This window comes from Actinoplanes sp. NPDC019969, from assembly GCF_055562375.1.
The window spans coordinates 396,533-411,387 of record NZ_JBVHFK010000009.1; the positions used below are offsets into that span (position 1 = coordinate 396,533).

Annotated in this window: 11 protein-coding genes; 8 read left to right on the forward strand and 3 right to left on the reverse strand. The window is 71.4% G+C overall.

Going from position 1 to position 14,855, the window contains the following annotated elements; translation table 11 throughout:
• Nucleotides 1–1,485, reverse strand: a complete 1,485-nt coding sequence (locus ACZ3II_RS27440; RefSeq protein ID WP_465520615.1) for a CoA-acylating methylmalonate-semialdehyde dehydrogenase — start codon at nt 1,483–1,485, stop codon at nt 1–3.
• Between the two features lie 58 nt (nt 1,486–1,543).
• Here ACZ3II_RS27440 and ACZ3II_RS27445 point away from each other — a divergent pair, with 58 nt between their 5' ends.
• The 3 genes from ACZ3II_RS27445 to ACZ3II_RS27455 are packed head-to-tail and all read left to right on the forward strand — an operon-like array spanning nt 1,544 to nt 4,388.
• Nucleotides 1,544–2,878 carry an aminotransferase class I/II-fold pyridoxal phosphate-dependent enzyme gene (locus ACZ3II_RS27445; protein ID WP_465520616.1) on the forward strand — a complete coding sequence of 445 codons (1,335 nt, stop codon included), beginning with the start codon at nt 1,544–1,546 and terminating at the stop codon, nt 2,876–2,878.
• A gap of 47 nt (nt 2,879–2,925) precedes the next feature.
• Entirely contained in the window at nt 2,926–3,516 is a 591-nt protein-coding gene (locus ACZ3II_RS27450; protein ID WP_465520617.1) for a Uma2 family endonuclease, read from the forward strand.
• A gap of 11 nt (nt 3,517–3,527) precedes the next feature.
• Nucleotides 3,528–4,388 carry a Uma2 family endonuclease gene (locus ACZ3II_RS27455; protein ID WP_465520618.1) on the forward strand — a complete coding sequence of 287 codons (861 nt, stop codon included), beginning with the start codon at nt 3,528–3,530 and terminating at the stop codon, nt 4,386–4,388.
• A 117-nt stretch (nt 4,389–4,505) separates the two neighbouring features.
• On the opposite strand, the gene ACZ3II_RS27460 is transcribed toward ACZ3II_RS27455, so the two are convergent.
• The gene (locus ACZ3II_RS27460) at nt 4,506–7,049 is read right to left on the reverse strand and encodes a serine/threonine-protein kinase (RefSeq protein WP_465520619.1); all 2,544 of its coding nucleotides are present in this window, start codon (nt 7,047–7,049) and stop codon (nt 4,506–4,508) included.
• Between the two features lie 1,128 nt (nt 7,050–8,177).
• Here ACZ3II_RS27460 and ACZ3II_RS27465 point away from each other — a divergent pair.
• A complete protein-coding gene (locus ACZ3II_RS27465; RefSeq protein WP_465520620.1) occupies nt 8,178–8,612 on the forward strand; it encodes a phage holin family protein in 435 nt (144 codons plus the stop codon).
• Nucleotides 8,613–9,081: 469 nt separating this feature from the next.
• Here the strand turns inward: ACZ3II_RS27465 and ACZ3II_RS27470 are convergent, their stop codons facing one another.
• On the reverse strand, nt 9,082–10,047 hold the full coding sequence (locus ACZ3II_RS27470; RefSeq protein ID WP_465520621.1) for a hypothetical protein: 966 nt from the start codon (nt 10,045–10,047) through the stop codon (nt 9,082–9,084).
• Between the two features lie 49 nt (nt 10,048–10,096).
• On the opposite strand from ACZ3II_RS27470, the gene ACZ3II_RS27475 reads away from it, so the two are divergent.
• From ACZ3II_RS27475 to ACZ3II_RS27490, 4 genes are all read left to right on the forward strand, one after another.
• Nucleotides 10,097–10,858, forward strand: a complete 762-nt coding sequence (locus tag ACZ3II_RS27475; protein ID WP_465520622.1) for a DUF3618 domain-containing protein — start codon at nt 10,097–10,099, stop codon at nt 10,856–10,858.
• A gap of 457 nt (nt 10,859–11,315) precedes the next feature.
• Nucleotides 11,316–12,344 carry an autoinducer 2 ABC transporter substrate-binding protein gene (locus ACZ3II_RS27480; RefSeq protein ID WP_465520623.1) on the forward strand — a complete coding sequence of 343 codons (1,029 nt, stop codon included), beginning with the start codon at nt 11,316–11,318 and terminating at the stop codon, nt 12,342–12,344.
• Complete coding sequence (locus tag ACZ3II_RS27485) at nt 12,344–13,849, forward strand: sugar ABC transporter ATP-binding protein (RefSeq protein WP_465520624.1); 1,506 nt, start codon at nt 12,344–12,346, stop codon at nt 13,847–13,849. The genes ACZ3II_RS27480 and ACZ3II_RS27485 overlap by 1 nt, the downstream gene beginning before the upstream one ends.
• On the forward strand, nt 13,846–14,841 hold the full coding sequence (locus ACZ3II_RS27490; RefSeq protein WP_465520625.1) for an ABC transporter permease: 996 nt from the start codon (nt 13,846–13,848) through the stop codon (nt 14,839–14,841). Before ACZ3II_RS27485 ends, ACZ3II_RS27490 begins: the two co-directional genes overlap by 4 nt.
• The last annotated feature ends 14 nt before the right edge of the window (nt 14,842–14,855 follow it).

Sequence of the window (14,855 nt, forward strand, 5' to 3'; positions counted from 1 at the left end):
TTACCGGGTCTGCGGGAAGCCGAGGTCGATCGACGACGTGCCGGGGTCGGGCCAGCGGGACGTGACGACCTTGCCGCGGGTGAAGAAGTGGATGCCGTCCGGGCCGTACATGTGGGTGTCGCCGAACAGCGACGCCTTCCAGCCGCCGAACGAGTAGTAGGCGACCGGGACCGGGATCGGCACGTTCACGCCGACCATGCCGGCGTTCACGTCGAACTGGAACTGCCGGGCCGCGCCGCCGTCGCGGGTGAAGATGGCGGTGCCGTTGCCGTACTCGCTGTCGTTGACCAGCCGCACGGCCTCGGCGTAGGTGTCGACGCGGACGACGCTGAGCACCGGGCCGAAGATCTCGTCGGTGTAGACGGTCATGTCGGGCGTGACGTTGTCGAGCAGGGTGGCCCCGAGGAAGAATCCTGACTTCTCCGAAATGTCACGGCCATCCGTGATCACCGTGGCGCCGGCGTCAGCCCCGGCAGCGATGTAGCCCGCCACCCTGTCCCGGTGCTGGGCGGAGATCAGCGGGCCCATCTCGGACTCGGGATCCGTACCGTCGCCGATCTTGATCTGGGGAATGCGCGCGGCGATCGCCTCGACCAGCGGATCCGCGATCTCACCGACCGCCACCACCACGGAGATCGCCATGCAGCGCTCCCCCGCCGCGCCGTAACCGGCCGAGATCGCCGCGTCGGCCGCCGCGTCCAGCTCGGCGTCCGGCAGCACGATCATGTGGTTCTTCGCCCCGCCGAGGGCCTGCACCCGCTTGCCGTGCGCGGTGCCGGTCTCGTAGATGTACTTCGCGATCGGGGTCGAACCGACGAAGCTGACCGCCGCGACGTCCGGGTGCACCAGCAGCGCGTCGACCGCCTCCTTGTCGCCGTTGACCACGGTGAACACGCCGTCCGGCAGGCCCGCCTCCCGCCACAGCCGCGCCAGCCAGATCGCCGCCGACGGGTCCTTCTCGCTGGGCTTGAGCACGAACGCGTTGCCTGCGGCGATCGCGGTGGCGCACATCCACAGCGGCACCATCGCCGGGAAGTTGAACGGGGTGATGCCGGCGACCACACCGAGCGGCTGGCGGATCGAGTAGACGTCGACGCCGGTGGCGGCCTGCTCGGAGAAGCCGCCCTTCATCAGGTGCGGGATGCCGGTGGCGAACTCCACGTTCTCCAGGCCGCGGGCGACCTCCCCGGCCGCGTCGGCGAGCACCTTGCCGTGCTCGCGGGTGACGATCGCGGCCAGTTCGCCGGCGCGCGAGGCGAGCAGCTCCCGGAACGTGAACAGGACCGCGGACCGCTTCGACAGGCTCGCCTCGCGCCACGATCGCGCGGCCTCCGTGGCGGCGGCGACCGCGGCGGCGACCTCGGCGGCCGAGGCGAGGTCGACCTCGGCGATCTCCTCGCCGGTGGCGGGGTTGAAGACCGGGGCGACCCGGCCGGACGTGCCGGCGGTCTCGACCCCGCCGATCCAGTGCGCGATGTGAGTCATGCGGCGAGATTATGTGACACCTATGGACCGAACAATGCTTGAATTGTACTGTCACATAATGTTCTACCCGGCCGTCATGGACCGCCTCACCGAACCCACCGCCCGCGGGCTGGCCGGGGCGGTGAGCCGCGCGGTCGGCGACGGCGCCCTGCCCGGCGGGACCAGACTGCCGCCGGTCCGGGCCGTCGCGGCCGAGCTGCACCTCTCCCCCAGCACCGTCAACGCGGCGTGGCAGCTGCTGCGCCGGGCGGGCGCCATCCGCACGGACGGCAGGCGCGGCACCGTCGTCGCCACCCCCGGGACCGGTGGGCCGGGGCGCTACCGGGCGGCCCTGCGGCGGACGTCCGGGTTCGGGCTGGACCTGTCGACCGGGGTGCCGGACCCGCGGCTCCTCCCGCCGATGCCGGGGCTGCACGGCCTGTCGACGGCGCCCGGCAGCTACCTCGACGAGCCGGTGCTGCCGGCGCTCGGGGCGCTGCTGCGGGAGCGGTGGCCGTACCCCGCCGAGCGTCTCGCGGTCTTCGACGGGGCGATGGACGCGATCGACCACGTGGCGACGGCGCTGCTGCGGCTCGGCGATCTCGCGCTGGTGGAGAACCCGTGCTTCCCGCCGCTGCTGGACCTGCTCGACGCGCTCGGCGTACCGGTCACGGGTGTCGGCACCGACGCCGAGGGCATGCTCCCGGACCAGCTCGCCGCCGCGCTGTCCCGGCGTCCCGCGGCGGTCTTCCTCCAGCCGCGCGCGCTCAACCCCACCGGCGCGTCGTGGTCACCGCAGCGGGCCGCCGCGCTGTCCGCGGTGCTTGCGCAACACCCCGCGGTGTACGTGGTGGAGGACGACTCCGCCGGCGACCTCGCCTCCGGGCCGCTGCTGTCGATCGGCGCCCACCTCCCGCGACAGACCGTGCACGTCCGCAGTTTCTCCAAATCGCACGGCCCCGACCTGCGGCTCGCCGCGGTGAGCGGCCCGGCCACGGTGCTCGACCCGATCCTCGAGCGGCGGCTGCTCGGCCAGGGCTGGACCAGCCGGCTGCTGCAGCACCTGCTGCTCACCCTGCTCACCGAGCCGTCGTCGATCGCGGCGGTCGCGGCCGCCCGGGACGAGTACGCCCGCCGCCGCCACCTGATCACCTCCGGCCTCGCCGCCGCCGGGATCGTGCTGCCGCCCGGCGAGGGCCTCAACCTGTGGCTGCCGGTCGCCGACGAGCAGGCCGCCCTGCTGAGCCTCGCCAGCGCCGGGATCGGGGCGGCGGCCGGGACGGCGTTCGCGGTCGGGCCGGGCATGCCGCCACACCTTCGGGTGACAGTCGGCCTGGTCGCCGGCGACCACCCGGCGGTTGCGGAACGGCTGGCCACGGCCGCCCGGGCGGCGGCGCCGACGATCCCGCGTTGACCCTTATCAGCTTGCTCTGTGACAGGTGTGCATGGGACAGTGTCCACATGAGCGCTTGCGATACCACGCCATTGACCGAGGTCTCCCTCGACAGCCATCCGGGCCCGTGGACCGAGGCGGATCTCCTGGCCCTCAGCGGCCCCCTGCACCGCATCGAGCTGATCGACGGGAGCCTGTGGATGACCCCTCGCCCCAACCGCCGCCGCAACGACATCGCGGCCGCCCTCCTCACCGCACTCCACCCGGCCGGGCAGGCCGCCGGCCTGCGGGTCCGGCTCGCCGCCGGCCTGCGCCTCACCCGCGGGCGGATCGTCTGCCCCGACCTCGTGATCGAGAAGGATTCCGGCGACCTCGACTTCGGCGACCCCGCCGGGGTCCTGCTGGCCTGCGAGGTCACCGCGCCGGGCGTCACGGCCTTCGACAGCGGGTTCAAGAAGCAGCTCTACGCCGAGGCCGGGATCGGCTGGTTCCTGCTCGCCGAGCCCGATTTCACGGACTACCGGGCCGTCACGCTGCGCCTGTTCCAGCTCCGCGGCAAGCAGTATGCGGCGGTCGCCACCGCCGCGCCCGGCGAGGTCCTGACCTTCGGCCACCCGGTGCCCATGTCCCTCGACACCGACTTCCTGATCGACTTCTGAGAGGTGCGGCAGTGATCGACTCCGTTCTCGACCATTCCCTGCCGTGGACGGCGGAGGAATACCTGGCCCTCGGCGAGACCCTCAGCCGGGTCGACCTGATCGACGGCGCCCTGTGGTCCGGGCCGCGGGGCGAGCCCGACCACCAGGCCGTCGTCGGCGCCCTGGTCAGCGCCATCCACCCGGCGGCCAAGGCGGCGGGCCTGCACGCCCTCCACTACATCAACGTCTCCCTCGGCCCGGAGACCATCCTCGGCCCCGACCTGGTCGTCGCCACTCTCCCCGCCTCGTCCCCTCCCTCGTCCTCCCTCCGTTCTTTCCGTCCCTCGCCTTCACCCGCCTCCTCCTTCCGCCGCCCGGCATCGACCCCTGATGATGCGGCTGCCGCCTGCGCGCCACTCGTCGCCGGCTCCTCGGCCGATTCCGGGTCCGTGCCCCTTCCCCGCCCCGCGCCGATCACCGGCCCGCCGCCGCATGCCGACCCGCCCCATTCCGGCGCCGCCCCGTATCCCAGGCCCTCGGCGAGTCCCGGGCCCGCGCCGCATCCCAGTTCCTCGCCCTTCTCCGGGGCGTTCGCCGACTTCGGATTCGAGGCTGCCGACGTCGCTCTCGTCGGTGAGGTGATCTCGGCCAGCACGGTGGCCGTCGACCGGGTGCTGCGGATGCATCTGTATGCCGCCGCCCGCATCCCCTGGTACCTGCTGGTGGAGCCGAAACTCCCCGGCTTCGCCTCGCTGCGGCTGCGGCTGCTCCGCCTGAAGGGCAGCCGCTACGTCGAGGCGGCCGTCGCGGTGCACGGGCAGACCCTCACCGCGCGGCATCCGTTCCCGTTCGCCCTCGACACCACCGCCCTGGTCCCGGGAGAACAACCGTGAACGTTCACGACATCGCCGCCTGACTCCTCCGCCTTCGGTGCCCCCCACCCCTTGTTCCGCGTGGGATGACGACTCCGAGTTCGCGCTGGTCCGCGTCGCCGCCCTGGCGGCTACGGGCTACTTCGCGGGCTGAAAGCTGTCGAAGATGTACTGCAGGTCGTCCCGGTACGCGGCCCACTCGCTCTCCGGCGTCTCCCAGTAGAAGCCGTACGCCTTGTTGTCGGAGACCACCACACCACGGTTGTTGACGTGCTTCCGGACACCACTGCGGTTGCGGAGGAACTCCCAGTCCGCAGCCGTCCGGAAGTACTTCACCGACGCGATCTTGATTTCCTGGTACCCCGGGAAGTCACCACTCGCCTGCCGTGACCGGGACTGCTCCCGCCAGTCCGCGACCGGATCCGGCTTCGGATCATCGGTCTGATCCACCCCGAAGATCTTGCCCGCGCTCCGGAAGTAGACCATCGTGCCCTCCTTGGAACGTGTCCAGCCCTCCGGCACGTACACCGAGAAGCCGGAGGCGTCCTTGTAGTTCACCCAGCCGGGCCGCAGCGCCGGACGGCCGCCGGTCGCCGGGGTCGTGCCGGCGCTCGGCGTCGCGCTCGGGCTGCTGCTGCTCACCGGTGACGTGGGCGGTGGCGCCTGCACCGCGTCGGCGCCGCCCGAGGAGTCCGGGGTGGGCGCGACGGTAGCGGTGGCGGCGACCGTCGGGCGTGCCTCGGGCGTCGCACCGTCCGGCCGGTTCAGCGCCCACAGCGCCCCGGCGCCGGCGAGGACCACGGCGAGCGCTGCGGCCCCGACGAGCGGCAGACGCCGCTTGCGGTCACCCATCTCTTGGGGTACGCCCGGACGACGCTGCCGCGGAATCACCCCCCGGCCCACCGCGGGCGCCCCGGCCATCGGTTCCGTCACCGGATCGTCGACCCGGGTCGCGTCCAGGTTCGGCTCAGCTCTGTCGCTCTCCGTGACAACGGATCCTGCAACGTCGTCGCTCACCCCGGCGTCGCCGTCGCCGGCCACCCCCGAGTCACCAGCGGCGCTCGTCCCGGACAGGACGGCATCGTCGGAGCCACGCTCGTTCCGCGCTGCCTGGGGTCCGCTCGTGTCCGCAGGCGCCGGCGAATCGGTGCCGGCCGCACTGTCCGCGGCCCCCTTCCCGGCGGCGTCTGCGCCCGCAGCGCCCTTCCCTACGGCAGCGCTACCCGCGACCTCTTTCCTTACGGCATCCGGGCCCGCAGCATCCCCGCCGGCGGCTTCGCCGTCCGAGACGTCTCTCCCGGCATCCCCGTCCGAGACAACTCTCCCTGCGGCGTTCCCATCGGCGACATCACTCTCTGCAGCATCCGTACCCGCAGCTTTCGCCGCAGCATCCGTACCTGCGGCTCTGCCCGCAGCATCCGTACCCGCGGCATCCCCGGCAAGATCACTCCCCGCAGCACCCGTGCCCGCGGCATCCCTGCCAGCAAGATCATTCGCCGCAGCATCCGTGGCCACGGCATCCTCGCTCGCGGCAGTCGTACCCACCGCCTCCGCGCCCACGGCGTCCGCACCGGTGACGTCCTTACCCGCGGCCTCTTTTCCCGCGACGTCTCCGCCGCCGACGTCTCCCTCCGCAGCGACCCCGCCAGCATGGCCCTTCCCCGGAGCGGCCATACCCGGGACGGCCCTACCCACGGCGCTCTTTCCTGGGGAGGCCCTGCCCGCGACGTCCTTCTTCGGGACGTCCCTGTTCGCGGTGCCGGCGCTGCCTCTGGCGCTCGCCGGCGGGGTCTCCTTGGGGGCGCGGGGACGTGGTATCCGCAGCGCCGCCGCCAGCCCGGCGAACCCGGTCGGCGGGGCCTCCGGAGCCGACATCTCGTCGATGATGGCGCGGGCGAGGGCCTCGGCGTCCTCCAGGTTCATCCGGGCCGTCGGATCCTTGTGGAGCAGGCCGTCCAGCAGCGGCCGCAGCGGACCGGCATGGACCGGCGGATCCGGTTCCTCGGTGGCCAGGGCGGCGAGCGTCGCCATCGTGGAGCCACGCTCGTACGGCGACCGCCCCTCGACCGCCGCGTACAACGTGGCGCCGAGCGACCACAGATCCGCCGTGGGCCCGCTGGCTCCGTGCCGGGCCCGTTCCGGCGCCATGAACTGCGGCGACCCGACCAGGATGTCCGAGCGGCTGATCACCCCGTCGTCGTCGACCGCGGCGATGCCGAAGTCGGTGAGCAGCACCCGCCCGTCATCAGCGAGCAGCACGTTGGCCGGTTTCACATCCCGGTGCTCCACCCCGAACCGGTGCGCGGCCCGCAACGCCCCGAGAAGATCAAGACCGATCCGGGCGACACGGTACGGGTCCAGCCGCCCCTGTTCCGCGATCTCCTCCCGGAGCGACCGGCATCGCACGTACTCCATGACGATCCAGGTGCGGTCGTCGAGTTGCAGAACGTCGTACACCTGAACGACGTTGGGGTGATTGATCCGCGCCGCCGCCCGCGCCTCCCGCAGCGTCCGCCGCGCCGACGCCGCGTCGTCGGTACCGAACGGCCGGTCCAGCTCCTTGATCGCGACGTCCCGTTCCAGGGTCTCGTCCCGGGCCAGCAGAACCTGACCCATCCCACCCCGGCCCAGGCTCTCGCCGAGCCGGTACCGTCCGGCGAGCAACACGGGCGCATCAGGCATGGGCACCGTTATACCCGCCCGCCGCACCTGTAACGCGAACCCCCACTTACCCCAAGCCGTATAACGGACATCCCGCATGCCCGCACCGCCACCACGGTCCCGAGCATCGGCCGGCGCCGTGGTCCAATACGCCCGCGCAGGCGGCGCTCTGGTCGACTAACCCGCCCGGCGAACGGACCCGCGCAAGGCGACACATTGACCGGCACACGGGCGAACGCACCCGCGCAAGGCGACACGTCGGCCGACGCACCCGCCCGGAGAACACGCCGCGCAAGGCGACACGCTGGCCGACGCACCCGCCCGGAGAACACGCCGCGCAAGGCGACACATTGGCCAACACGCCCGCCAGACGCACCGGCCCGGCGAGCGCGTCCGAACTGGGCAGGTGCGCAGGCGTGGCCAGAACTCGGTGATCGAGGTGCGGACCTACGGATCCGCCCACGCGCCCGATCTTGGGGAGCCCGCACCGGAGCCAGGCGCACAAGATCAGAATCCTGCGCGTGCTTGCGCTTTCGGCTCCGGGATCCCGGCATCCCCCGCCCAAGATCTCGAGTCTTATCGATCATGGGCGGAACACGCCGGCATGAACCGCGCAAGATCGTAGCCGGAGGCGCCAGACGCCGGGCACCGGCCGCTGGGGCAAGCGGCGGCCGCCGGGTGAGCGCGAGTCTCGAGTGGCGAACGGTGGCTACTGGGCGAACGGCGACTGGCCAACAGCGGCTGCCGGGGCGACCGGCGAGTGGCGAGCAACCAACAGCGGCTGCTGGGCGAACGGCGAGTGGCGAGCAACCAACAGCGGCTACTGGGCGAATGACGAGCAGCGAACGGCTAGCGACGAACAGCGGCTACTGAGGCGACCGCCCAGCAGCGACGAGCGGCTACTGAGCCGAACGGTGAAAGTGCGCGCCGGTGGGCGTAAGGCGACGTCTCGTTCATGTCGGGTGGCACGGTGGCGAGGCGGTTGACTGCCTTGGCCGGAACAGGAGCGTGCGTGGCCCGTACCGAAGAGGGGTTGAAAGCGCCGCAGACCGCAAGCGATCAGGGCGCCCTGCGGCGGAGCGGGATTTCGGGGGTGACGGGAGCGGGCGATTAGTCAGGGTTGGTGGGGGTACGTCTGCTGGGACAACCGTGCAGGACGGAGGGACGATGACCCGCACAGACGCACGATCCGATGAATCGACAGCGGAACTGGTCACCCGGCTCAGTGAGCAGGTGACCACGCTGGTCCGGGACGAGCTGGCGCTCGCCCGCATCGAGATGACCGAAAAGGGAAAGAAGGCAGGCAAGGGCGCGGGGCTGCTCGGTGGGGCCGGGGTGGTCGCCCTGTACGGGCTGGGGGGACTGTTCTTCACCGCCGGCGCCGCGCTGTCACTGGTCATGCCGGTGTGGGCGGCGGCCCTGATCATCACGGTGATCCTGTTCGCCGGCGCGGGGATCGCGGCGGTGGCCGGTAAGCGCGAGGTTCAGCAGGCGGTCCCGCCCACGCCCGAGGCAGCGATCGCCAGCGGCCGGCGTGACGTGGACGAGATCCTCAACGCCGCGCGCCGTGGAGGCCGGTCATGAGCGCCCCCAACCGTAGCCGCGCCGAAGCACGCCGGCCGTCACCCAACCGGAACCGCCCGAAGCCCGGTCCACCCGCATCGAGCCGGGCACCCGCCGAGGGACAGCCGTCGCCGGGCGATTCGCCGGGAACCGCGGGTATGCCGTCGGCCGCAGCGACACCGGGACCGTCTCCCGCGGCGCAGTCCGGACACGGCGCTTCCCCGGTGACGTCTGGTATGCCCCCGACGACCTCCGGCGCCAAGCCGGGCGTTCCGCAGGCGACGCCGGGAGCGCCGAAACACGGGGCACCCCAGACGACACCGAGTACCGCCAAGCCCAGCGCGCCTCAGGCGACAGCCGGTGACACCAAGCCCAGCACGGCGCAGACGACGCCGGGCGCTACCAAGCCCAGCACTGCTCAGGCAACACCCCGTGCCGGCAAGCCCGGCGTCACCCACGCAACACCGGGTTCCCCGAAGCCTGGCGCGCCTCAGACAACACCCAGCGTTCCCAGGCCCGGTCCGGGACAGCCGACAACAGACACAGCGAAGCCCGGGACGGGGCACGCCACCCCAGGAACCGCACAGGCGATGCCCGGCGCGACGCAGGCGACTTCCGGTGTCGCGCGGTCCAGCACGTCACCGGCCGGCGCGAGAGCGGGCACGGCCGGCGGCACTCGGCCGGCGACCCCACCCGGCAGCGGGACTTCCGGCATGCCACACCGCCCGGAGACGCTGTTCGACGCGCCCCCACCGAGTGCTGCGGGCGCGGGCAAGGCGGAGCACAGTACGGTGACGCCGGGCCCAGGATCGCGCACTACCGTGACGGCCCACGGGACGGGGCATTCCCCTGGGTCCCAGGCGACCGGCACTACAGCGGGGGCACCCGCAGCGGGCTCGACTCGAGGCGCCGCGCACGCGGCGACCTCACCCGCTGCAAGCTCGACCACGACGGGCAGGCCGAGCGGCACGGCATCCCCGGGTGACAGCGGGCCGACCAGCTCAGCACCTGCGACGACGCCGAAACCCACACCGTCCGGTACGAGCAGTGGAACCGTCAGCTCCCCGAGTGCCGCGCCGCAAGCCGGCCACACCGGAACGCCGAAGCCGGCACCCGGCACGACCCCGGTGAGCCACGCGCAGCCCGCCCACAACCCGGGATCACCGAAGCCGACACCGGCGCCCGGCACGATTCCGGCGAGCCACGCGCAGACCCCGCACAACCCGGGAACACCGAAACCGACGCCCTCGCCCGAAGCGACGCTGGGCGGCAAGCACACCACGACCGCACCGAAGCCGACCGCCGCAACCGGCGCCGAGAAACCGGCCGCCGGCGGAACCCCGGCGAACGCCGCCGCGAGGATCCACCACGACGAGCCGGGCGGCACCGGAGCGCCGAGGAAGAACGCACCGGCCGAGGTCACGGTCACACCGGGCCGGGCGACCGGGCGGGCCACGGTGCCTCAGCACCCCGCGCCGGACGCCTACCGCGTGACGGATGACGCCGTGAACCGCCACGACGACACGACGCGGCCGCAGAACAGCGCACCCGACGTCGTCGGCGACTCAGGCAGGAGCGACGCCCGGGAGACGTCCGGAGCGCAAACCGACGTTCCGGAGACGGACCGCAACGACAGCATCCACGCCGCCGCCGCTCGGGCGCGCGGCGGGGAGCCGGACGATCCGTCGGACCAGGCGGAGGCGCTCCGGGCCGAGATCGAGCAGACCCGGGCCGAGTTGGGCGAGACGGCGGCGGCGCTCGTCGCGAAGCTGGACGTGCCCGGCCGGGTGAAGGACGCCGCCGCGGAGAAGAAGTCCCACCTGGTCGAAGCCGTGACCGAGAAGAAGGACCAGCTGACCGCTGCCCTGGCGGAGAGGAAGGACCAGCTGTCCGGGACCGCCGCGGAGAAGAAGACCCAGCTGGCCGAGGCTGCGGACACCATCGCGGCAAAGGCGAGGTCGGTTCAGGGTACGGGTACGCGGCCCGCACCCGCCGGACGCGACGAGCCGGAGTGGAGGCAGACGTCCGCCGAGACGCGTACCCACTTCGCCGAAGCGGCAGCCGAAGCCGCGGAACGGGCCACCACCGCGCTCGGGACGCTTCCGGGCCGGGCCTCGGGGGCGATGGACACGATCCGGGAACGGGCGTCGTCCGCGGCCGGCACCCTGCCGGACCGGGTCACCGACCAGCGGAACCGGTATGCCCTGATCGGCGCCGTTCTGGCCGCCGCCGCAGCCGCTGTCGTCCTCATCCGGAAACGGCGCTGACCACCACCACAGAACCGTTCACCACAGAGCCGCCGGCCCGGGCACCACGCCCGGGCCGGCGGCTCTGCCGCCGTCCGCCCCCGCAGACCTCAGCCCCGCCGACGGTGGATCTTCCCCAGCTGGTTCTCACGGCTGTCTCGGCCGCCCGGAGACAGCCATGAGCACCAGCCGAGATCTTCCGGCCACCCGGGAGGCAGCGGTGAGAACCAGCCAGGGTCGGAGACGGCACTGAAAACCAGCGGGGAACGGGGACACGCGGTCGACCGAAAGCAGGGAAACGGCCAACCGCCCCGCCGACTCCCTTGAAACGTCTCATATGCTCCCCCGCACCAGCAGTCCCCAGCTCAACAGGAATCACGCCCGGGTTGAGAATCAACTCTTGACCCTGCCCTAACGGCCTCGTAACGTGAGTCACACCTCAGCTAGAACGTTTCAAGAACTCCTCTCGGGAGGCGTCATGCGTCCTCGGTTCGCTGCCGCCGTCGCTCTCACCGCGACGGCCGCCATAGCTCTCACCGGTTGCACCAAGAAGAACGAGACCGACTCCGGCGCCACCGCCGGTTCGGGCAACAAGACATACAAGGTGGCATTCGTTCCGAAACTCCAGGGTGTGCCCTACTTCGAGGCGATGAACGCGGGCGGCAAGGAGGCCGCGAAGGCGCTCGGCAACGTCGAGTGGCTCTACCAGGGCCCGACCCAGGCGGACGCGGCGGCGCAGGCGGACATCGTGCGCTCCTACATCCAGCAGAAGGTCGACACCCTGATCGTCGCCCCGAACGACCCGGACAGCATGGCCCCGCTGCTGCAGCAGGCCAAGGACGCCGGCATCCACGTGGCGACCGCCGACACCGACGCGCCGACCAGTGTGCGGGAGGTGTTCGTCAACCAGGCCACCGCGCAGGGCATCGGCGAGGGCCTGACCGACGCGCTGCTGAAGGAGATGGGCGGCAAGGGCAAGTACGCGATCGTCTCCTGCGGCCAGACCGCGGAGAACCTGAACGCCTGGATCAAGGTGCAGCAGGAGTACACGAAGACGAAGTACCCGGACGCGCAGATCGTGGACGTCGTCTACGCGGGCGAGGACCAGGCGAAGGCCACGCAGATGGCGACCGACCTGATGAACGCGCACCCGGACCTGACCGGCCTGGTCGGCGAGTGCACGTCGAGCGCCCCGGGTGTGGCGCAGGCGGTCAAGGACGCCGGCAAGATCGGCAAGGTCTTCACGGTCGGCCTGGGCACCCCGCAGGCGATGAAGCCGTACCTGAAGGACAAGTCGTCGTCCGCGGCGATCCTGTGGGACGTGGAGAACCTGGGCTACCTGACCGCGTGGGCCGGCGCCCAGATCGCGCAGGGCAAGCCGTTCCAGGCGACCAACAACGTCTCCAGCGAACTCTCCGCGGTCGCCTACACCGACGCCGACAAGATGCTGCTGCTCGGCCCGGCGCTGGCTATCACCGACCAGAACGTCGACCAGTTCAACTACTGATGACCGACGAGAACGAGGTTCCCCGGCTGCGCCTGACCGCTGTGAGCAAGCGGTTCGGCGCGGTCCGGGCCATTCAGCACGCCGATTTCACGGTACGGGCGGGCACGGTCCACGCCCTGGTCGGTGAGAACGGCGCCGGCAAGTCAACATTGATCAAGATTGTGGCGGGGGCCGAGGTTGCCGACACCGGCGAGATCGAGTTCGAGGGTGCGCCGGTCAAGCTCGGCAGCACCACCGCCGCGATCGCGCTCGGCATCGCCACCGTCTATCAGGAGCCGCAGCTCTTCCCGGAGCTCACGGTCGCCGAGAACATCTTCCTGGGCCGCGAGATCAAGAAGACCGGCCGGGTCGACTGGGCGGCGCAGAACGCGAAGGTCGTCGAGCTGCTCGACCTGCTGGGGCTGCCGGAGCGGTATGCCACCGCCGAGGTCGGCACCCTCTCGGTGGCCGAGCAGCAGCAGGTGTCGATCGCGAAGGCGCTCGCCTCGGACGCGAAGGTGCTGATCCTGGACGAGCCGTCGGCGATCCTGACCGACGCCGAGATCGAGGTCCTCTTCGACGTCGTACGGCGCCTCACCGCGACGGGCGTGGCGGTCATCTACATCTCGCACCGCCTGGACGAGCTGTTCCGGATCGCCGACCAGGTCACCGTCATGCGGGACGGCCGCACGATCGGGACGTACCAGATCAAGGACTTGACGGTACGCGAGATCGCGCACCTGATGGTCGGCGAGGAGCTCTCGGACGCCCGGCCGCACCGCGAGGTCCCGGACGGCCCGGCGGTCCTGGAGCTGAAGGGCCTGACCAGGACCGGGAAGTTCCAGGACGTCGACGTGAGCGTGAAGGCCGGCGAGATCGTCGCGCTCTACGGGCTGGTCGGCTCGGGTGTCTCGGAGATCGCGGCCTGTGTGTACGGCATTGATCGCCATACACATGGACAACTGCTCGTCAACTCAACTCAAGTCGACATCAGGAGTCCACAGCACGCACAGCAGCTCGGTATCGCCTTGCTGCCGGCGAACCGCAAGGTCGAGGGCATGTTCGGCTTCCAGTCGATCGCGTTCAACATCTCCGCGGGTCATCTCGGGTTGCTGTCGAGGTTCGGCGTCTGGATGGACCGGGCGCGGGAGAAGGCCGTCGCGCTCACGCTGATCGAGCGGCTCGCGGTGAAGACCCCGCACGAGCGGCAGCCGATCAGCGCGATGTCCGGCGGCAACGCCCAGAAGGTGGTCCTCGCCCGGCAGCTCGTGGAGCGGCCGAAGGTTCTGGTGCTGGCCGAGCCCACGCAGGGTGTGGACGTCGGCGCCAAGGAGGAGATCCACCGGCTGATCACCGAGCTGGCCGAGGAGGGCACCGCCGTGCTGGTGGTGACCTCGGACCTGCCGGAGGCGCTGCGTATCGCCGACCGCATCCAGGTGGTGCGCGGCGGCACGACGACCGACGAGTTCGGCCCCGACGCCAGCCAGGTCGACCTGCTGGCCGCAGCCGCGGGAGGCAACGCATGACCGCGGTAGCGGAAGCGAAGATCAGGAAGCGGGTGCTGCCGAGCCCGGTCACCGGCCAGGAGATCGTGCTGGTCGGGGTGATCGCCGTGCTGTGGGCGGCTCTGGCCGTCAGCACGCCGGCGTTCTTCACCGCCGGGTCGATTCAGCCGCTGCTGGTGGCGACCGCCCCGATCGCGCTGGTCGGCGTCGGCATGACCATCGTGATCATCACCGGCGGCATCGACGTGAGCGTCGGCGGCGCGATCATGGTGTGTTCGGTGCTGACGGCGAAGGCGCTGGTCGGCGCCGAGGTGAACCTGGGCGCCGCGGTGCTGCTGTCGGTCGCCGCGGGCGGGGTGCTGGGCCTGGTCAACGGCGTGCTGATCGCCTACGGCAGGGTGCACGCAATCATCATCACCTTCGGTACGGCCAACCTGTTCATGTTCCTCGGCCTGCGGATCTTCGGCTCCGGCACGGTGAACGGCATCCCGGACACCCTCGCCTTCTTCGGGCGGGGGCCGGACGGCCGTACCCTCGGGATCCCGCACGCCTTCCTGATCACCGTCCTGATCACCGCCGCGGCCTGGTGGTGGCTGCGGCACACCGCGGGCGGCAGGCACTTCTTCGCGATCGGCGGCGACGCCCAGGCGGCCCGTCTCGCGGGTGTCCGGGTGCAGCGCCGGGTGCTGCTGGCGTACGTGCTGACCGGTCTTCTGGTCGGCCTGGCGTCCTGTTTCGTGATCGCCCAGGGCACGTCGACACTGGACCAGTCGGTCGGCTCCGGCAAGGAGCTGGCGGTGATCGCGGCGGTGGTGATCGGCGGCACGAGCATCATGGGCGGCCGCGGTTCGGTGCTGGGCACCCTGCTGGGCGCGCTGCTGGTGCAGTCGGTCGCATCCGGCGTGACCCAGCTGGGCTGGCGTTCTCAGCTGTCCGACCTGTTCGTCGGCATCTTCATCATCGTGGCGGTCGGCGCCGACCTGCTCCGGGCGCGGGCGAGGAGATCCCGATGACAGCAATAACGGAG